Consider the following 18980-nt stretch of genomic DNA (forward strand, 5'->3'; position numbering starts at 1 on the left):
CCTGCCGCAGCCGTCCTGACTCCCTAGGTGGCATTGCCGCCCTGCCATAACCCTTTACGCCTCCCCCGGCCCCGGCGGTGCCGCCGATTCTCCCCAGCTTTGGCGTCCCTCACCGGAGTGTCCGGCCGAACCGCCGGTCTTCTGCGGCGTCGGAAGTTCATACCTGGGGAAATTCAGCGGATAACGCGGCCGCGCAGCACCTGCCACACCTCATCCACCACCTTCTGCGGGTTGTAGACGACGTCGTGATACCCGTACCGGAGGACGGCGTAACCGGCCAGCGTGCTGGCGTTGTTCCGCGCCCGGTCCTTCTTGACCTGCGGGCGCTCAAGATGGGTGCTCCCGTCGATCTCCACGATCAGGAATCCTTCAAGCAGGAAGTCCACAAAGCCGATCCCCGCAAGGTTCACCTGAGTCTGGGTGTAGATTCCCTGGCTCCTGAAGAGCAGCCTGGCTACGACCTCGATTGCCGAATCAGCGGTGCCGTCGACCAGTTCCAGGACTGCGCGGGCGGCCCCGTTCCGGTTTCCCGGCAGGCGCACCCTGAGGTAATCAAGGGTGGTGCGGCCCTGCAGCAGAGCGCTTTCCACCATGACGGCGGCATCCACCGGGGGCCGGCAGCGCAGCGCATGGAGCAAGGTGTCCGTCAGACTGGCCACGGGCTGCGGACATTCCCGCGGAACGAGGCTTACGCGGTGGATGACAGCGCCGGGTGCGGATCCGGGCGCTGATCCGGGTTCTAATCCCGGGGCTGGTCCGTGTGCGCACAGCAGGTGCAGCCGTTCGGGCTCATGGAGGCGCCATATGCCTTGGAACGGCGCGGCGGAGACGCAGGTGAGCGTGCCGTTCGCGAGCACGGCGGCCACGAAGTCCGCCCGCGCCCCGGGCAGCGCTACTACTCCATGGCGAAGACGACGAAATTCCCCGGCAGCCACCGCGGCGCGGATTCCGGTCGACGTAAAACCGGCCCGCAGCAACGTGGCCGTGCGGGCAACCGAGCCGACGTATTCCAGGTAACTCGCAAGGTCCATGCCGCAAGCACACTCGTGGAATGACACACCGGGCAGCCACAACCTCGGCTATGTGGATAAGTCCGCACCACCTGGCGCTGCTGGTTTTCTCCGGTTTTGAGGACGCCCGACGGCGTGTCGCCCCACCGGGCCGCGCGTCCCGCCGATGCCCGAGCAAAGGTGGGAAATTCCAGCGCGACAACGTTCGGCAACAGATCGAAATCTTATGACAACAAATTTACAGAAAAGACTAGACTCTATGACACAACTGTCATAGAGTCATTTCTGGGTTCACCAAATGCCTCCGGTGGATCTGATGCGAACGGAGAAATGGCCCCGGTTCGGCACAACGGAAGACTCGAACGTTGTGAGGAACCGGGGCCATTCCGTTTAAGAAGCGGCAAGCCGGAAGCGCCCAGCCGGCAGTGCCAGCAGAACCGGCGGCACGGGCCAACCGGCGGCAGAGCCGGCGGCGCGGGCCAACCGGCGGCACCGGCGGCGGAAATCTGCCCTAGCTGCTGCGGTCCACTACGGCGTGCGCAAAGCTGGTCAGCGAGGCTTTCACGACGCCCTCGGGCAGCGGGGCAAGCGCGGCAATGGCCTCATCGGCCCACTCGCGCGCCACCACCCAGGACTCCGCCGTGACGGGGTGTTCCCGGAGTCCGGCCACGGCCGCGGTCAGGGCCTCGTCCGAGCTGAGATCGCCGTCGATCAGCGTCAGCAGGTCGACGGCGGACTGGTCGCCGTCGCGGGCGGCGTTGCGCAGCAGGAGCACGGGCAGGGTGGGGACGCCTTCGCGCAGGTCGGTTCCCGGCGACTTGCCGGACTTGACCTTGATTCCGGTGACGTCGATGACGTCGTCGGCGAGCTGGAAGGCTACGCCCACCTTCTCGCCGTACTCGACCAGGAGGGACTCGTAGGCCTCGTCGGCGCCGGAGAAGATCGCGCCGAGCTGGCCTGAGGCCGCCACCAGCGAGCCCGTCTTGTCCGCGATGACGGACAAGTAGTGCGCCAAGGGGTCCTCGTCCGGCCGGGGGCCCACGGTCTCGTGCAGCTGGCCCAGGCAGAGCCGCTCAAAGGTCCGGGCCTGGATGCCCAGCGCGCGGGACCCGAGTTCGGAGACGAGGATGGAGGCGCGGGCAAAGATGAGGTCGCCGGTCAGCACCGCGACCGAGTTGCCCCAGACCTCATGGGCCGTGGGCGCGCCGCGGCGGAACGGCGCGGAGTCCATGACGTCGTCGTGGTACAGGGTGGCAAGGTGCGTCAACTCAACGACGACGGCGGCCTGCACCACGGCAGGCAGCGAGGCGTCGCCGAGGTGGGCGCACAGCAGCGTCAGGAGCGGCCGGATGCGCTTGCCTCCGGCTTCCACAAGGTGACGCGACGTCGCATCAGCCAGCGGATCCGAGTTGGCAATGGCCTCGCGCAGCTTCTTCTCGACGCGCGCCAGGTTGGTGGTGATCGCCGGGCCCAGATCGGGGTCGCCCGCAATCGCCGCGAAGCCTGCCGGGAGTTGGAGGCCGGTGGCGATCGCCGTGGTGTTGAGGCTGGGCTCAGAGCTCGGCAGGCCGTGTCCGGCGTGCGTCCAGCTTTGGTCTGCAGAGTTGGTCACGGGTTAACCCTAACTTTTGTTGCGGAATCCGCGGAGTTGGCGCCGGAGTGCGGAACGCTGTCCGTGGTGGACGTGGCATGGGTGGGCCTGCCATTGGCCGGCGCGGCCCTGGTGGAGGCAGCTTTGGTGGCGGCAGCTTTGGTGGGCGCGGCCTGGTTGGAGGTGGCAGGTACCAGGGACTCGAGGACGCGGATGACCCGGTCCTCGAAGCCCTTGGCCGCAGGATCGGTGAGGTTGGCCAGCATCCGGACCACGAACCGCATGAGCACGGGGATGGGCATGCCCGTCCGGAGCGCCAGTTTCATCACGGCCGGCTTCCCGATCAGGGCGGCAAACGCCCGGCCCAGCGTGAAGTGGGAACCCCACTGATCCTGCACGTAACCGGCGTACCGGGCCAGGTGCGCGTCGGCGTCGGCCGGGCCCCAGCCCGCCGACGCGGACCGGGCGGCGGCGTCGGCAATGAATTCGGCCGCGTAGCGGGCGGACTCCATGGCGTAGGAGATACCCTCGCCGTTGAACGGGGACACCATGCCGCCTGCGTCGCCAAGCAGCAGCAGGCCCGGCGAGTAATGCGGGGTGCGGTTGAAGCCCATGGGCAGCGCGGCGCCGCGGATCTCCCCCACTTGGTTCTCCGGCGTGAAGCCCCAGTCGGCGGGCATGCCGGCGGTCCATTCGCGCAGCACCTGCTTGTAATCCAGCTTGCCGAAGTCCTTTGAGGAGTTCAGGATGCCCAGGCCCACGTTGGAGGTGCCGTCACCGACGCCGAACACCCAGCCGTAGCCGGGCAACAGCTTGCCGTCGCGGCCGGGAAGTTCCAGCCAGCCTTCCATCCAGTCGTCCTCGTGCCGGGGCGAGGTGAAGTACGTCCGCACGGCCACGCCGAGCGGCCGGTCGTCGCGCTTGCCGATGCCCAGCGAGACGGCGGTGCGCGTCGAATTGCCGTCCGCGGCGAGCACGACGTCGGCGGTGAAGTCGCGCGTCTCACCCGTCTTCCGCCCGGCGTCGTCCAGCAGCGCGGCGCGGACGCCCGTGACGCGGCCGTCCTCGGCACGCAGGGCTTCGGTGACGCTGTGGCGCTCCAGCACGACGGCACCCGCGGACTGGGCGTGGCGGGCCAGTTCCTCGTCGAAGCCGAGGCGGGTCCGGATCAGTCCGTACTGCGGGAAGTCGGCGACCTCGGGCCAGGGCAGTTCGATTGTGCGGCCCCCGGCGATCAGGCGCAGGCCCTTGTTCCGGCGCCAGCCCTCCGTTTCGGGATGCGGGAGACCCAGCTTCTGGATTTCCCGGACCGCGCGCGGGGTGAGTCCGTCGCCACAGACCTTCTCGCGCGGGAAACTGGTTTTCTCCAGGACCGTGACGTCAATGCCGGCTTTGGCGAGGTAGTAGGCGGCGGTGGATCCGGCCGGGCCCGCTCCAACGATCAGTACATTCACGATGCGGATCGGCTAACGTCCGGGCCGGGCGATGTTGCGGCGCAGCTTGGCCACGGGGCCGGTGTGGTTCGCCAGTGCAGCCGCGCCTGCCGCGGGATCAGTCGCGGTGCCGGCCGGCTTCTGGGCGCGGTGCACGGCGACGATGCCGCCGCTGAGGTTGCGGTAGGTGACGGATTCCCAGCCTGCCTCCTGCAGCCACGCCGCCAGGTGGTCCTGGTCCGGCCAGGCACGGATCGACTCGGCGAGGTAGACGTAGGCGTCCGGGTTTGACGAGACCTTGACGGCCATGGCCGGCAGGGCGCGCATGAGGTATTCGGTGTACATGGTGCGCCAGAGCGGCACCACGGGCTGGGAGAACTCGGCGATGACCAGCCGGCCGCCGGGCTTGGTGACCCGCAACATTTCGGCCAGGGCCTTCTTGGGCTCGTTGACGTTGCGCAGGCCGAAGGAGATGGTGCTGGCGTCAAAGGTGTTGTCGGCGAACGGCAGGCGGGTGGCGTCCCCGGCGATGAAGTCGATGTCCGGGCGGCGGCGCTTGCCGACCTTGAGCATGCCGAGGGAGAAGTCGCAGGCGATGACGTTGATGCCGGAGTCGGCATACGGCTCGCTGGAAGTGCCGGTGCCGGCGGCGAGGTCCAGCACGCTCTGGCCGCGCGATACGCCCACGGCCTCCACCACTACCTTGCGCCAACGACGGGTCTGCCCCATCGACAGAACATCGTTGACGACGTCGTATTTGGGGGCGACGTCGTCAAACATCGTGGCTACTTCGTCCGGACGCTTATCCAAGGATGCTCGGTTCACCATCACATTGTCTCAAATGATCGGCTCCCCCACGAACGGGCCGCCAATCAAGGCCGCTTTCACCTGCGGCAACGGCCGCGCCGGCGGAGTGCCGCCCCGGCCTGCACCGGTTTATCCACTCCCCGGGCGATCACGGGCTAGTGTTATGCCATCATGACGAGCACGTTCCGCACCTTGACAGTTCCCCTCGATGCCGAAACATTCCCCGGGGGCCTGCCGTCGTTTCTGGTCCGGGACGATGTCCTCTGCTGGACCCGCCGCGAGGCAGGGCTCGTGGGCTTCGGCGAGATCGCCCGATTCACCGCCACCGGCCCCGAACGCTTCCTGGAGGCGGACATCTGGTGGCGCCACCTGGTCCTGGAGGCGGACATCGAGGACGCCGTGGACTGCCCCGGCACGGGCCCGGTCGCGTTCGGCTCCTTCGCCTTCTCCAAAGTCTCCGCCCACGAGTCCCGCCTCCTGGTCCCCGAAATCGTCGTTGGACTCCGCGACGGCCAGGCCTGGCTGACCCAGCTCACGCTCGACGACGGCGAACTCACCGAAGCGGGCGCCCGCGCCGCCCTGGCCCGCTGGCTCGGAACCGGCAGCACCGGCTCCAGCCCCGGTGCCGACGTCCCCGGCACCACCGGTTCCCCGGCGGACGGCCCGGCACCGGATGCAGGCGCGGTAACGGCCGCGCCCTTGCCTGGCGCCGCGCAGGCCGGCGGCGCCGTCGTGCGCCCCTTGCCGTTGGCTGCCGGGGCAACGCTGCACACCGGCTCGCTCAGCGAGGAGGACTGGATGGCCGCCGTCGCCGCCGGGGTACGGGAGATCCGGACCGGCGCCCTGGAGAAGCTGGTACTGGCCCGCGACGTCGTCGCCACCGTCCCCACCGGCGTCAACGCCGCCCAGGTGCTGCGCGAGCTCTCCGCCCGGTACCGCGAATGCTGGACGTACGGGGTGGACGGGCTGGTAGGCGCCACCCCGGAGATGCTGATCCAGGTGGAGGGGCGCACCGCGCAGGCCCGTGTCCTGGCCGGCACCCTGGACCGCCGCGACGCCGACGGCATGGCAGGCTCGCCGCTGGAATTCGCCGAGCGCGTGCTGGCCGGTTCCGAGAAGCAGCGGCACGAACACGACATCGCGATCCAGTCCCTGACCACCCAGCTGGCGCCGTTCTCCGAGGCCATGAACGCGCACAACGAGCCGTTCATCCTTGAGCTGCCCAATGTCTGGCACCTGGCCTCTGACGTCAAGGCCGAGCTGGCCGAGGTGGAAGGCCATGTCCCGACGTGCCTGGCCCTGATCAACGCGCTGCATCCGACCGCCGCCGTGTGCGGCACACCCACCAACGTGGCGGGGGCACTGATCCGCAAGCTTGAGCATCTGGACCGCGGCCCCTATGCCGGCCCGGTCGGCTGGCTCGACGCGGCCGGCAACGGCGAGTGGGGCATTGCCCTGCGGGGTGCGGTGATCGAATCCCCGCAGACCGTCCGGCTGTACGCGGGCTGCGGCGTGGTGGACGGCTCGGTGCCCGAGACAGAACTCGCAGAGACCTGGGCGAAGTTCCGCCCGATGCTGGAGTCGCTCGGCATCAGCAGCTAGCCGGAGAGGCCGAGGCACCGCGCGGTTCCGGTTCGGGGCCGGCGGGGCTCGCGGGGGCCGGCGCGGCCGGGCCGGCGGGGGCTCGCGAGCAACAGGTTCCGGGATTACAGACAGACGGCCCGTTGGGGATATTGCATTTGGGTCTGGTTTAGTTATCCAATAGTGAAACTTAGTTTTCTGTGACGTACATCTCTTGTTCGGCGCTAGACTATAAACCGGCCTCGTTACGCATCCCTTCGGCAACAAAAGGTAATCAAATGCAGATCTCCCGTTCGCTCCTGAGCAACCCCGCGTTGAAGGCCGCCACGGTCCTCGCCGTGAGCGCATTGGCCTTGTCGGCCTGCACGAACGCCTCCGAGACCGGCGGCTCGGGCGCGGCCTCCGCTTCTGGCAGCGCCAAGGCCAGCTTCGACCCCAGCACGGTCCAGAAGGACGACGCCCTGGCGGCCATGCTGCCCGCGGCGATCAAGTCCAAGGGCACCCTGACCGTGGGCTCGGACACCTCGTACGCACCCGCGGAATTCCTCGGCACCGATGGCCAGACCCCCGTGGGCTACGACGTCGACATCGCCAAGGCGATCGGCGCCGCGCTGGGCCTCAAGGTCCAGGTCCAGACGGCCGAGTTCACCGGCATCCTTCCGGCCCTTGGCCCGAAGTACGACCTCGGCATCTCCTCCTTCACCATCAACCCGGAGCGGCTGGCCGCGGTGAACATGGTGAGCTACTTCAACGCCGGCACCGCCTGGGCAGTACAGAAGGGCAACCCGAAAAAGGTCTCCCTGGATGACCTCTGCGGCAAGTCCGTCGGCGTGCAGACCGGCACCATCCAGGAAGACCCGGACCTCTCGGGCCGCAACAAAAAGTGCGTCTCCGCGGGCAAGCAGCCCATCAACATCGTGACGCTCAAGACCCAGACCGATATCACCACCCGCCTGGTCAACGGCAGCATCGATGCGATGGCGGCCGACTCCCCCATCATCGGTTACGCGCTGACGCAGACCAATGGCCAGCTCGAGAAGCTCGGCGAGGTCTACGACGCCGCGCCGCAGGGCATCGCCGTCGCCAAGTCCGACAAGGCCCTGGCCGACGTCGTCCAGAAGACCGTCACCAAACTGATGGAAGACGGCTCGTACAAGAAGATCCTGGAGGGCTGGGGAGCCGCTGACGGCGCCATCACCAAGTCCGAGGTCAACCCGGCGGTCGGCTAATGAGTATCCCTTCAACCGAGCGCACATCAGGGGCAACGATGGACAGTCATGCTGAGGGCCACACTGCTGCACCGGTACTGAATAATTCAGTACCCGTGCGGCACCCCGGCCGCTGGATCAGCGCCGTCATCATCGTCGGCGTCCTTGCCGCCTTCCTGCAGAGCCTGTTCACGAACCCCAACTTCCGCTGGGACGTCGTCGGGACCTACATCCTGGACACCAAGGTGGTCCAGGGCGTGGTCTGGACCCTGGTTCTGACGTTTGCCTCCATGGTCCTGGCGATTGTCCTGGCCATCCTGCTGGCCTTCATGCGGCAGTCCGAGAACCCCGTGTTCCGCTGGTCCAGCTGGACCTGGGTCTGGTTCTTCCGCGGGACCCCGGTCTACACCCAGCTGCTCTTCTGGGGGCTCGCCACTGTTCTCTACCCGACGATCGCCCTCGGAATCCCCTTTGGTCCGGCCGCCTTCACCTGGGTGACCTCGGACCCCACGCACGGTCTGATCCCGGCCATCCTTGGCCTGGGCCTGAACGAATCCGCGTATCTCGCCGAGATCTTCCGGGCCGGCCTGAAGTCCGTGGATCAGGGCCAGAGTGAGGCCGCCGAGGCGCTCGGCATGACCAAGGGCAAGATCATGCGGCGGATCATCCTGCCGCAGGCCATGCGCGTCATCGTGCCGCCGACCGGCAATGAAACCATCGGCATGCTCAAGACCACCTCCCTGGTTCTGGCCGTGCCGTTCACCCTGGATCTGACCTTTGCGACCAACGCACTGGCCAACCGCATCTACCTTCCGATTCCCCTGCTGATCGTCGCCGCATTCTGGTACCTGCTCGTCACCAGCCTCCTGATGGTGGGCCAGCACTTCATTGAGGCGCACTACGGCAAGGGCGTGGACAACAGGGTTCCGGCCGCGGTGAATCCCGCGGCGGCCAAGGCGGCCGCGGCTGGCGCTCCGAGCGCCGACGCCGAGCCGGCCCTCAAGATGGACTTCCCCGAGGAGGAGGCAAAATGACGATCACCACCGAGCAACCGCTGGTAAAGATCGAGGGTCTTCACAAGTACTACGGCCACCACCATGTGCTTCGCGGCATCGACCTGAACGTCAACCAGGGCGAGGTGTCGGTCGTGATCGGCCCGTCCGGTTCCGGCAAGTCCACCATGCTCCGCTGCGTGAACCTCCTGGAGACCATCAGCGCCGGACGCATCTCCGTCGGCGGCCACCTGATCGGCTACCGCGAGGTCAAGGGCAGGCTCCACGACCTGAAGACCAAGGAAATCGCCGCCCAGCGCCGTGAGATCGGCATGGTGTTCCAGCGCTTCAACCTGTTCCCGCACAAGACTGCGCTGCAGAACATCATGGAAGCCCCAGTACAGGTCAAGGGCCAGTCCAAGGCTGTGGCACGGAAGCGGGCCCTGGAGCTGCTGGACCGGGTGGGTCTCGCGGACCGCTCCGGCCACTACCCGAACCAGCTCTCCGGCGGCCAGCAGCAGCGTGTTGCGATTGCCAGGGCGCTGGCCATGGACCCCGAGCTCATGCTCTTCGACGAGCCCACGTCCGCGCTTGACCCGGAGCTCGTAGGCGATGTGCTGAACGTGATGAAGGACCTCGCCAAGTCCGGCATGACCATGATCGTGGTGACCCACGAGATCGGCTTCGCCCGCGAGGTCGGTGACCGCCTGACGTTCATGGACGGCGGCGTCGTCGTCGAGTCCGGCGATCCGCGGGAGGTCCTGGCCAACCCGCAGCACTCCCGCACCAAGGAGTTCCTGAGCCGGGTGCTGTAGTTCCGGAATTCCGCACCGATTTCGGACAGCCGCTACGTGGATCCACGTAGCGGCTGTCTTTTTTCGTAGCGGAAACCGGGGCTAGGGCTGCGGGAGGCCTTGCACGGCCGTGGCCACCGCAGCCCGGATGGCGCGGTGCAGTTCCCCGAGCCGGTGCCGGTCCGTGCGCACTTCGATGATGCTCCGGCCCTCCACCGGGCGGGACAGTGCCTCGGCGAGTTCCGCCGTCGTGGTCACCGGGTGGTGCGCGACGCCGTAGGCCGCGGCCAGCGCGCCGAGATCCACCTGCTGCGGGGTGGCGAAGAGGCGTTCGACGGCGTCGCCGTAGCCTCCGGCCGCGGCCACCGCGCCGTGCTCCAGGAGCCCGAAGATGGCACCGCCGGCGTCGTTGAGCACCACGATCCGCAGCTGCGGTTCGGTCTCTCCGGCGCCGAGCAGGAGCCCGCCGGCGTCGTGCAGGAACGTGACGTCACCCATCAGCACCGTGGTTTCCTGGCCGCCGCCGAGCGCGATGCCCGTGGCGGTGGAGGTGGTCCCGTCGATCCCGGCGAGGCCCCGGTTGGCGAACATGGTGGCCTGCGGTTCTGACGGCGGCGTCCCGGCAAGATCCACGTCACGGATGCCGTTCGAGGAGCCCAGGACCAGCTGCCCGCGGGCGTGCTTCCAGACCTCGGCGCCGACGGACGGCCCGGTCGCGGCGGGCGAAGCGGACAGGGCCAGGTCCACGGCATGCTGCGCGGCGGCTCCGGCCAGGAGCCAGGCATCGAGCCAGGCGGCCGTGCCGCGGCCGGCGAACTCCGCCAGGTCGGTCAGGGTCTGCAGCGGCAGGTCGGTGCGGCGGCCCGGTTCATACCAGGCCACCGGGACGGGCTGGTACAGGGCGGAGGGGACATCGGCCCGGGCCAGCAGCTGGCTCACGGGGCGCGACAGGGTGGGCCGGCCGAAGAGGACCACCCGCTCGATCGGCTGTGCCGAGCCCGCGCCGAAGTGGCCGATGAGGAGCCGGTAGGGCCCGACGGCGTTGGGCCCGAACCGGGCGTTGGAGGAAGGTTCGGCCAGAAGCGGCAGGCCGTGGGCGCGCGCGAAGGCCTCGGCCACCGGGCCGGCGTCGTGCCCGGCCAGCACCACGGTCCGCCGCTCCGGCAGGGCCGAGGACGCGGCCGGGAAGTCCAGCGCCAGCGGATGCCGGGCGGCCCGGTATGCGCGGCGCCCGGCAACCTCGGGCAGGCCGTCGCCCACGGCCGGGACCAGCGGGTCGCGGAAGGCCAGGTTCAGCTGGACCGGCCCGGGAGGCGTCTCCTCGAAGACTCCGGTGGCGGCGCTGAGGGCCGTTTCGACGGCGCGCCGCGGATCCCTGCCCGCGGGGACGTCGACGGCGAACCGGACGTGCTCGCCGAACAGGTCAAGCTGCACGGTGGTCTGGTTGGCGCCGGTCCCGCGCAGTTCCTCCGGCCGGTCGGCGGAGAGGACCACGAGGGGGACGGCGGCATGGTTCGCCTCCATGACCGCCGGAAGGAGGTTGCCCACCGCGGTTCCGGATGTGGTGAGGACGGCGGCCGGGGCTCCGGTGGACAGCGCCAGGCCGAGGGCCGTGAACCCGGCGGAGCGCTCGTCGATCCGGACCAGCAGTTCCACCCGGCCGGCGGCTTCGGCCTCGGCCAGGGCGTAGGCCATGGGCGCGGAGCGCGACCCCGGCGAGAGCACCACGTGGCGCACCCCGGCGTCGAGCAAGGTGTCGACGACGATGCGGGCGGCCTCCACCGCTCCCAGGCCGTCGGAGGCGGACGGCCCGGCGGCGGAATCTGCCGGCGTCACATGTTCTCCGGCGTCTCGATGCCCAGCAGGTCCAGGCCGCCCGACAGGCGGCGCAGCACCAGGGCGCAGAGGGCCAGCCGCGAGTCCCGGACTGATTCCTCGGCTTTGAGTACGGGGCATTGGTCGTAGAAGGACGTGAACAGCTGCGCGAGCTCGAACAGGTAGCCGCAAAGCCGGTGCGGCTCGATCGCGTCGCGCACCTTATTCAGAGTGGCGTCGAACTCCAGCAGGTGCAGGGCAAGGGCGCGTTCCGCGGGTTCGACGACGGCGATCGCCGTCGCGGGCCCGCTGTCCGCGGTTTCCGCGGCGTCAGGTGCCGGGGTGACGCCACCCAGGCCGCCGGCGTCGCCGCCGTCGGCGAACTGCTCCAGGACCCCGGCCTTGCGCAGGATGGAGCGGATGCGTGCGGCCGCGTACTGCACGTACGGTCCGGTGTTGCCGGTGAGGGCGAGCATCCGGTCGAAGTCGAAGACGTACTCGGTGTCGTGCCCGGTGGAGAGGTCGGCGTATTTGACTGCGCCGATGCCCACCTGGCGGGCGGTCACGGCGCGTTCCTGGTCGCTGAGCTCGGGCCGGGACGCGTCGATGACGGCGCGGGCGCGGTCCACGGCCTCCTCGAGCAGTGCCATGAGCTTCACGGGGGCGCCCGAGCGGGACTTGAGGATCTTGCCGTCTTCGCCGAGCACGTTGCCGATCTGGACGTGCACGGCCTCGACCGTGTCCGGCAGCCAGCCGGCATCGCGTGCGGTGGCCATGACCATCCGCAGGTGGACGTTCTGCGGGGCGCCCACGACGTAAAGGACCCTGTCGGCCTCCAGGTCGCGGACCCGGTAGCGGATGGTGGCGAGGTCCGTGGTGCCGTAGCCGTAGCCGCCGTCGGACTTGCGGATAATGAGCGGCAGCGGCTGCCCGTCGCGGCCGGTAAAGCCCTCGGGGAACGTGCACAGGGCGCCGTCGCTGATCCGGGCCAGGCCGCGCTCCTCGAGTTCCTGGCACAGCTGTGCCAGATGCGCGTCGTAGGAGCTTTCGCCGGCGATGTGGTCGTCGGTGAGGCTGATGCCCAGCATGGAGTAGATGGCGTTGAAGTATCGCCTGGACTGGGCGACGAGCCGCTGCCAGACGGCGAAGGTCTCGGCGTCGCCGCCCTGCAGGGCCACGACGCGGAGCCGGGCGCGGGTGGCGAAGCCGTCCGCGTCGGCGGCCGAGGCATCGAACTTGGCCCGGGCGGCCTGGTAGAACGCGCTGGGGTCCTCCACCAGCAGGGCCGCCTCCGGGGAGTCCTCGCCGATTTCCAGCCAGTGTTCGATCAGCATGCCGAAGGGGGTGCCCCAGTCGCCGATGTGGTTCTGCCGGATCACGGTGTCGCCGAGGGCTTCGAGGACCTTGACCACGCTGTCCCCCACCACCGTGGTGCGCAGGTGGCCCACATGCATTTCCTTCGCGACGTTGGGAGAGGAATAGTCGACCACGACGCGGCGCGGTGTCGCCGCCGGTGTGACCGCCGTGGCAGGGGACGCTGCCTGCGCCGCCTCCGCATTGAGCAGTTCCTCGATCCACGTCCCGTCAAAGCTCAGGTTGATGAAGCCGGGCCCGGAGATTTCCACGCCGGCGCAGATGCCGTCCAGGTCCAGGGCGTCCACGATCTTTGCGGCGGCGTCCCGGGGCGGCAGGCCGGCCTTCTTGGCCAGGGCCATGGCGGCGTTGATCTGGATGTCGGCGAACTGGGAGGGCCTGACCACCGGGTCCGTGTGCCGGAACTCTTCGCCGAACGCGGTGGCAATTGCAGCCTGGACTCTGGGGACAACCAATTCGGCCGGATTATTCACAGTCCCAAATTATCAGTACCAGCCCCCGCCGCAGCCCCGACCCCGCGGCTCAAAAGCAACGCGGGGTCAGATAGCGCCCGTCCCGGGGCCTTGAATGGGCGCGAAGTGACCCCGCGTTGTTGTGGCGGCGGCGCGGCTCCGGGCGGCCCTACGGACCGGCCAGCACCGCATGCACGCGCCGCACCCGTTCCAGCCACCAGTCCCTGCGTTCCGGCGATGCGGCGTGCTCGGCCAGCAGCTGCGGCGCCGGACGGACCTCCCGGAGGGTGATCGCGCCGTCGTCGGGTACCAGGGAATCAGGCGTGACGTCGGCCGCGAGCAGGGACACCGTCCCCAGGCCGCAGGCGTAGGGCAGCTCGGGCAGTGCCGCGGCGAGCGCCAGCCCGGCCCGGATTCCCACGGAGGTGTCCAGCGCCGAACTCACGACGGCGGGCAGCCCGGCCTGCGCCACGATCTCGAGGGCCCGCCGCACTCCCCCGAGCGGGGCGACCTTGACCACGATCAGGTCCGCGGCACCGGCGCGCGCGACTTTGAGGGGGTCCTCCTCCTTGCGCACGCTTTCATCCGCGGCGATCAGCACGGGCACGCCTGCGGCGCGAAGCCGCCGCCGGACCTCGGCGAGGCCCTCGATGTCCGGCGCGGGCTGTTCGGCGTATTCGAGTCCGACGACGGCGAGCCGCCGCAGCGCCGTGACGGCGTCGGGAACGTCCCAGCCGCCGTTGGCGTCCACGCGGATCGCGGCGTCCGGCAGGGCCTGGCGGACAGCGGCGACCCGGGCGGCGTCGTCATCGAGGCTCTGGCCGCGTTCGGCGACCTTGACCTTGACCGCGTCCACCCGGCCAAAGCGGGCCAGGACTTCGGGCACCCGGTGCGCCGGCACCGCAGGGACCGTGGCGTTGACCGGGATGCGGTCCCGCAGCGGTGCCGGGAAGCCGGACCAGCCGGCCTCGATCGCGGCTGTAAGCCAGCGGGAGGCCTCGGCGTCGTCGTACTCGGGGAAAGGACAGAATTCGCCCCAGCCCGCCGGCCCGCGGACCAGCAGGGCTTCACGTTGCAGGATGCCCCGGAACTTCACGCGCATGGGCAGGCTGACAACATGGGCATCGGCGAGGAGTTCATCGAGGCCCGGCAGGCAGGCGGCAGCACGTCCTGCGGGGTCCAGCGGAAGGTCAGCCATAATTCCACTGTACTAATTCCACTGCACTGGGGAGTCATTAGGGAAAAGTCCTGAACTCCTTGATGGGCCGGCGTCGACTGGGGGTGAGTTCCTGGTCCAGGAAACTCGTCTCCGCCGGCCCCGCTCAAGGAGCGTGATGCCGGGGACAAACCGCGCCGGCAAGAACGACTCTATGATTTGGTTGGCCGGTCTGGCACGAGTGGTGGGTACTCGATTATTGGCGGGGGCACCACTCCCCCGGCCGCGCGCCGGGCCCTTCAGGTGGCGCGCAGGGTTCTGTGGGAGCCTTGATGGCATGAGTTTTCGGCAGGAACGTACCCCATGGGACCCGTCTGCCCCAGGCCCCCAGGCACAGGTCCCGGAACTTCAAAGCCCTGGCGCAGGCGCCCCGGAGACACAGGTCCTCGAGGCGCAGGCCCCCGGGAATGGCACCGGCATGACGCCGGATCCGCGTGCAGAGGACTCCCCCGGCAAGGGCCCTGCCGCCTTGTTCCTGCTGGCCACGCTGGCCTGCGTCGCCGCCCTGGCCGCCACCTACTTTTTCTTTGTCCGTACCACCACGGGCCAGTTCATCGACGAGTCGGCCCTCGTGGAAGCGGTGGCGCTCAGCGGTGCCGCGGGCAAGGCCGCCACTAAACTGCTGGACTGGCTGCCGGCGATCTCAGTGGTGTTTGCGTCGATCGTCGTCGTATTCGTCACTATCCTGCGGCGCCGCTGGTCCGCCGCAGGAATCGCCATCACTGCCTGCGTGGGTGCCAACCTTGCCACGCAGATCCTGAAAGACCTTCTCCCGGCCCGGCCGTACCGCGGGGTGGAGACCCTTGAGCTGAATTCGCTGCCCTCGGGCCACACCACCCTGGCGGCCTCTGCCGCGGCCGCTGTCTTCATTCTGGTCTCGCCGCGCTGGCGGCCGCTGGCCGGCTACTTGGGCGGCAGCTTCGCCGTCGCCACGGGCGTGTCCACCCTGATCAACCAGTGGCACCGGCCCGCCGACGTCGTGGCTGCCTTCCTGGTGGTGGGCGCCTTCATGCTCCCGGCCGGCTGGCTGGTCATCCGCCGGGGCCGGAGCTGGAACGTCTGGGAGGGCTACAACCGGCACTGGGCCTCCGCCAGGCTGTGGGTGGTGCTGCCCGTACTCACGGGCGTTGCCGCGGCCGGCGTGGCAGCCTACGCCCTGCTCAGCCTTGGCCCCGGCGGGCAGGAGATCAGCACCATCAGCTATTTCTGGGCGGGAACGTCACTGATCATCATCGCGGGCTACCTCGCCACCGTGGCCGGCGTCTGGTTGTTCGGCCTGGCCGCCCGGACGCCGGCTGCGGACAGCCCTCCGGCAGGGTCCTAGCCGGCCCTGTGACCCGGCAGCCAGCCCGGTCAGTAGTTGCGGCGGTGTTTGAGGCGCGGGATGGTGACGGCGAACACCGCGGCGGCGGCGAAGCCGAGCACACCGGTCGCGGCAACGCCGGCACCGAGCGCCACGGCGGCGGTGACCGCTGAGAGCAGGACGGGTCCCCCGGTGGCCCCGGCGTCAGCCATGAAGCGCCAGATGCCGAGGAACTGGCCGCGGCCGTTGTCGGGCGAGAAGTCGGCCCCGAGCGTCATGTTCAGGCCTGAGCTGATCCCGTTGCCGAAGCCGATCAGGAGTGCCGCCAGCATGAGGGAGACGAAGTCCGTGCTCAGCGGGATCAGCACCATGGCTACCCCCATGATGAGCGTGGAGGGGACGGCCACCCATTGCCGGCCTTTGCGGTCCATCAGCTTTCCGGCCGGGTAGAACACCAGCATGTCGATGGCCCCCGAGATCCCGTAGATGAGGGAGGCATGGGTGGGGTCCATGCCGAGGTGGTCGGCCCAGAGCGGGATGACCGCCTGGCGCGAGGCACGGAGCGCGCTCAGCAGCAGGACCCCCACTCCCACGGTCATGAACACGCCGGAGTGGGACACCGCGACGCTGCGGAGGGTGGGCTGCGGCGGGGCGACGCCGTCGGCAGGCAGCGGCTTCGCCTCGAGGTCGGGGATGGTGACAGACACGGCCGCCGCGGCGGCCATCGCCACGGCGCCGGCCCAGTAGGCGCCGCTGATGCCGGCAAACTGCATCACGGCGGCGCCGATGAACGGGCCGATGAATATCCCGATCCTGTTTACGCCGCCGAGCGTGGACAGGGCCCGCGCCCGGAGCATGACCGGCACGGCCTCGGTCAGGTATTTCTGCCGGGCGAGGCTGAAGACGCTGGCAGCCATGCCTACCACCACCATCGCCGCCGCCAGCACCCAGAGACCGCCGGGAACCAGCGGCGCGACGGCCGCGGCGGCGAGGGCGAACGCGCTGGCGGCCGCGGCTCCCACGATCGCCCAGCGTTCGCCGAATTTTAGGGTGATCAGTGACGCCGGCAGGTTGAAGAACCAGGATCCGAGGCCTATCAGCGTCACGATCAGCGCAGCACCGGCCACAGAGGCGCCCAGGTCGCGGGCGGACAGGGCAACCACCGGCAGGATCGCGCCTTCGCCCAGGCTGAACATCAGGGCCGGCCCGAAGGCGGGTACGGCGATACTGCGGAGGCTGAACGGGGCGAGGCGTGTGGTGGTCATCCCCTTCATCCTAGGCAACCGGCGGGCGGTCCCCGGCCTAGGCGTCGAAGTGGGTGCGGACTTCTTCGCTGGTGACGTTCCGGAGCACGTCAGCGGCGACTTCCCTGAGCTTCTGGTTTCGGTTGCTGGACACCCGGGTGAGGATCGCCATGGCCTGATCCTGGGAGCAGCGGTTCTGGGCCATGATCACGCCGCACGCGAGGTTGATGGACGTACGGTTTTCCAGGGCGGCCTGCAGGTCCTCGGCCCGGGACTGGAAGGTTCCGAGCCGGACGGCCAGCCTCAGGGCGCGTCCCGCGAGATCGGCGAATCCGGCTGCTTCCGTGATGATGTCCTCGGTGAACAGCCCGGTTTCCGAACCAAAGAAGTTCAGGGCCGCCGCGGCGTCCTCGCCGATTTCCAGCGGAACGCCCAGGGTACTGCGGCAGCCGCTGGCCGCGAGTTGGCGTTGGTAGGCGGGCCAACGGGGATCGGTGTCGACATCCGCCAGCAGGACCACGGCCTTGGTTCGCAGCGCCTCGATGCAGGGGCCGTCGCCGAGGCTCTGCTCGATGCGGTCGAGGGTGACCGCCTGCGGGCTGCTGCCGGCCACCGTCATGGTGCGCTTCCGTCGCTGCAGCGTGACGCCGCATTCGATCTCGGCGCCGGCGGCGCGGCTCAGCTCAGCTGCCGAGAACACGGCCAGTTGGCCCAGGAAGTCCTCGACGTTGTCAGTCCCCAGGAGCAGGTCCTGGAGGTGCAGGGCGGCGTCGTGCCCGATTGAGTTGTTGGCCATGGCTAAATCTACCGCGGGGGGCTGTGCGGGCGCGTTTAGACGTACCCGTCGACAATCGCCGCGGCGATCTCGCGGTACGCACGCCGGGTTTCGGGGCGGAGCACGTCCAGGGTCACGAGGTCGCCGTCGGCCACTCCCCGGTCGTGCGGAACGGCGATCAACTGCCGGCAGATGCCGGACAGGTGTTCCTCGATCGCGTCCTTGTCCACCCGGGTGGAGACCTCGTCTTTGTCCGTGATGACCACGACGGCGTTGCGGGCCAGGTCTTCGTAGCCGTGGCTGGCCAGCCAGTGCAGGGTGCTGCGCGCCCGTTTGGCCCCGCTGACGGCGTACCCGGCCGCAATGATGAGGTTGTCCGCCGACTGCAGGATCCCGCTCATGGCATTGTGCGTCACGCCGGTGCCGCAGTCGATCAGCGCCACCGAGTAGTAGGCGGAGATGAGCTTGCGGATCCGGAGGTATTCCTCCGCCGTCAGTGAATCCGACACCTCGGGGTCTTGTTCGCCGGCAATGAGATGGAGCCTGCCGGCATGGTGCATGTAGCGGGCCAGGGCCGTCAGGGAATCCACGGATTCGATGTTCTTGAGCAGGTCCGTGATGGTGCGCGGGCTCTGCTGCTGGTAGATGCCCTCGCCGAGGGCGCGTTCCACGAGATCGCCGGAGTCGGGGTTGGCGTCGATCGCGCACGGCGGATCGCCCCGGAATTCGGCCAGCGTCAGTCCTACCCCGACCGTGGTGGAGGTCTTGCCGATGCCGCCCTTGAGGCTCAGGACAGCAGTGTTGTAGCTGCCTTGGAGCTGGCGGGAGATGCGCCGGGCCAGCTCGTCTTCCTCGCGCTGGCGGGGGCTCGGACCCAGGTTGAGCCCCCCGCCGGTCAGGTTGTACAGAGCGCCGCGGAACCCGCCGACGGGCCGGGGCTTCTGCTCGCGAACAAAGAGACCCGGGGAACTGATGAAGTCAGGCACCGGGGCGTCGGCCAGGGCCGCGGCCCGGCTGGCCGACCGGGTGGAGCGGGTCGGCTGTGCAGGCACTGCGGGCGCGGCCTCGGGGGCAGGCGGCGTCCTAACGGGGTCGTTGGCCGGCTTCGCCGGTTGCGGCCTCGCGGGCGCGTCGGCTGCAGCGGCGGCCTCCGCCCAGGAACTGCTCGGAGTTGTGGGGCGCTGTTCAGCCTGGTTGCTGGAAATAATGGGCATGGTTCCTGTCCAGGCGTCGGAGTCGTCGCCGCGGCGGCGGTCTCTCCGGCGCGGCAGTTGGGCCTGCTCTGCAGCTTCTTCAGCTTCAGCGAGGGCGTTGGCGGTCTTGTTTTCGACCGGTTCTGGCATGTTTGTTCCCCCCAGGGATCACAGCGCAGACCGCTGCAGTGC

15 protein-coding genes are annotated in these 18980 nt (G+C 69.1%); 5 read left to right on the forward strand and 10 right to left on the reverse strand.

Annotated elements, in window-relative coordinates:
* Positions 1-173 precede the first annotated feature (173 nt).
* The 4 genes from C8D78_RS06870 to C8D78_RS06885 all read right to left on the reverse strand — a co-directional run bounded on the left by C8D78_RS06870 (position 174) and on the right by C8D78_RS06885 (position 4859).
* Entirely contained in the window at positions 174-1031 is an 858-nt protein-coding gene (locus C8D78_RS06870; RefSeq protein WP_120951391.1) for an endonuclease domain-containing protein, read from the reverse strand.
* 490 nt (positions 1032-1521) lie between these two features.
* The gene (locus C8D78_RS06875; RefSeq protein ID WP_120951393.1) at positions 1522-2622 is read right to left on the reverse strand and encodes a polyprenyl synthetase family protein; all 1101 of its coding nucleotides are present in this window, start codon (positions 2620-2622) and stop codon (positions 1522-1524) included.
* Complete coding sequence (locus C8D78_RS06880) at positions 2619-4055, reverse strand: geranylgeranyl reductase family protein (protein WP_120951395.1); 1437 nt, start codon at positions 4053-4055, stop codon at positions 2619-2621. Before C8D78_RS06880 ends, C8D78_RS06875 begins: the two co-directional genes overlap by 4 nt.
* Before the next feature lie 12 nt (positions 4056-4067).
* Positions 4068-4859 carry a demethylmenaquinone methyltransferase gene (locus C8D78_RS06885; RefSeq protein WP_208641892.1) on the reverse strand — a complete coding sequence of 264 codons (792 nt, stop codon included), beginning with the start codon at positions 4857-4859 and terminating at the stop codon, positions 4068-4070.
* Positions 4860-5012: 153 nt separating this feature from the next.
* Between C8D78_RS06885 and C8D78_RS06890 the strand changes: the two genes are divergently transcribed.
* The 4 genes from C8D78_RS06890 (at position 5013) to C8D78_RS06905 (ending at position 9437) form a co-directional block, all read left to right on the forward strand.
* Positions 5013-6443 carry an isochorismate synthase gene (locus C8D78_RS06890; RefSeq protein WP_120951400.1) on the forward strand — a complete coding sequence of 477 codons (1431 nt, stop codon included), beginning with the start codon at positions 5013-5015 and terminating at the stop codon, positions 6441-6443.
* 257 nt (positions 6444-6700) lie between these two features.
* Positions 6701-7651, forward strand: coding sequence for an ABC transporter substrate-binding protein (locus tag C8D78_RS06895; protein ID WP_120951401.1), 951 nt, complete (start codon positions 6701-6703; stop codon positions 7649-7651).
* 38 nt (positions 7652-7689) lie between these two features.
* A complete protein-coding gene (locus C8D78_RS06900; RefSeq protein WP_120951403.1) occupies positions 7690-8664 on the forward strand; it encodes an amino acid ABC transporter permease in 975 nt (324 codons plus the stop codon).
* Entirely contained in the window at positions 8661-9437 is a 777-nt protein-coding gene (locus C8D78_RS06905) for an amino acid ABC transporter ATP-binding protein (RefSeq protein WP_120951405.1), read from the forward strand. The genes C8D78_RS06900 and C8D78_RS06905 overlap by 4 nt, the downstream gene beginning before the upstream one ends.
* An 81-nt stretch (positions 9438-9518) precedes the next feature.
* On the opposite strand, the gene menD is transcribed toward C8D78_RS06905, so the two are convergent.
* The 3 genes from menD to C8D78_RS06920 form a co-directional block, all read right to left on the reverse strand.
* A complete protein-coding gene (menD, locus tag C8D78_RS06910) occupies positions 9519-11252 on the reverse strand; it encodes a 2-succinyl-5-enolpyruvyl-6-hydroxy-3-cyclohexene-1-carboxylic-acid synthase (RefSeq protein WP_120951407.1) in 1734 nt (577 codons plus the stop codon).
* Entirely contained in the window at positions 11249-13078 is a 1830-nt protein-coding gene (gene argS / locus C8D78_RS06915; RefSeq protein WP_120951409.1) for an arginine--tRNA ligase, read from the reverse strand. Before argS ends, menD begins: the two co-directional genes overlap by 4 nt.
* Before the next feature lie 148 nt (positions 13079-13226).
* Entirely contained in the window at positions 13227-14255 is a 1029-nt protein-coding gene (locus tag C8D78_RS06920; protein ID WP_120951412.1) for an o-succinylbenzoate synthase, read from the reverse strand.
* 295 nt (positions 14256-14550) lie between these two features.
* Between C8D78_RS06920 and C8D78_RS06925 the strand changes: the two genes are divergently transcribed.
* Complete coding sequence (locus C8D78_RS06925; protein ID WP_425266678.1) at positions 14551-15597, forward strand: phosphatase PAP2 family protein; 1047 nt, start codon at positions 14551-14553, stop codon at positions 15595-15597.
* A gap of 29 nt (positions 15598-15626) precedes the next feature.
* On the opposite strand, the gene C8D78_RS06930 is transcribed toward C8D78_RS06925, so the two are convergent.
* Genes C8D78_RS06930 through C8D78_RS06940 form a run of 3 tightly spaced genes read right to left on the reverse strand, consistent with a single transcriptional unit; the run spans position 15627 to position 18938 of the window.
* A complete protein-coding gene (locus tag C8D78_RS06930; protein WP_120951416.1) occupies positions 15627-16841 on the reverse strand; it encodes an MFS transporter in 1215 nt (404 codons plus the stop codon).
* Between the two features lie 37 nt (positions 16842-16878).
* Positions 16879-17616, reverse strand: coding sequence for a GAF and ANTAR domain-containing protein (locus C8D78_RS06935; protein ID WP_120951418.1), 738 nt, complete (start codon positions 17614-17616; stop codon positions 16879-16881).
* 35 nt (positions 17617-17651) lie between these two features.
* Entirely contained in the window at positions 17652-18938 is a 1287-nt protein-coding gene (locus C8D78_RS06940) for a MinD/ParA family ATP-binding protein (RefSeq protein ID WP_120951420.1), read from the reverse strand.
* Between the last annotated feature and the right edge of the window lie 42 nt (positions 18939-18980).

The sequence above is a fragment of the Arthrobacter oryzae genome, assembly GCF_003634095.1.
GTDB lineage: Bacteria > Actinomycetota > Actinomycetes > Actinomycetales > Micrococcaceae > Arthrobacter > Arthrobacter oryzae.

What these genes read in the sequence shown, in the direction of transcription:
- C8D78_RS06870 (WP_120951391.1), bottom strand. Translation starts at nt 1,031, where the DNA reads ATGGACCTTGCGAGTTACCTGGAATACGTCGGCTCGGTTGCCCGCACG.
- C8D78_RS06890 (WP_120951400.1), top strand. Translation starts at nt 5,013, where the DNA reads ATGACGAGCACGTTCCGCACCTTGACAGTTCCCCTCGATGCCGAAACA.
- C8D78_RS06895 (WP_120951401.1), top strand. Translation starts at nt 6,701, where the DNA reads ATGCAGATCTCCCGTTCGCTCCTGAGCAACCCCGCGTTGAAGGCCGCC.
- C8D78_RS06900 (WP_120951403.1), top strand. Translation starts at nt 7,690, where the DNA reads ATGGACAGTCATGCTGAGGGCCACACTGCTGCACCGGTACTGAATAAT.
- C8D78_RS06905 (WP_120951405.1), top strand. Translation starts at nt 8,661, where the DNA reads ATGACGATCACCACCGAGCAACCGCTGGTAAAGATCGAGGGTCTTCAC.
- C8D78_RS06920 (WP_120951412.1), bottom strand. Translation starts at nt 14,255, where the DNA reads ATGGCTGACCTTCCGCTGGACCCCGCAGGACGTGCTGCCGCCTGCCTG.
- C8D78_RS06925 (WP_425266678.1), top strand. Translation starts at nt 14,551, where the DNA reads ATGAGTTTTCGGCAGGAACGTACCCCATGGGACCCGTCTGCCCCAGGC.
- C8D78_RS06930 (WP_120951416.1), bottom strand. Translation starts at nt 16,841, where the DNA reads ATGACCACCACACGCCTCGCCCCGTTCAGCCTCCGCAGTATCGCCGTA.
- C8D78_RS06935 (WP_120951418.1), bottom strand. Translation starts at nt 17,616, where the DNA reads ATGGCCAACAACTCAATCGGGCACGACGCCGCCCTGCACCTCCAGGAC.
- C8D78_RS06940 (WP_120951420.1), bottom strand. Translation starts at nt 18,938, where the DNA reads ATGCCAGAACCGGTCGAAAACAAGACCGCCAACGCCCTCGCTGAAGCT.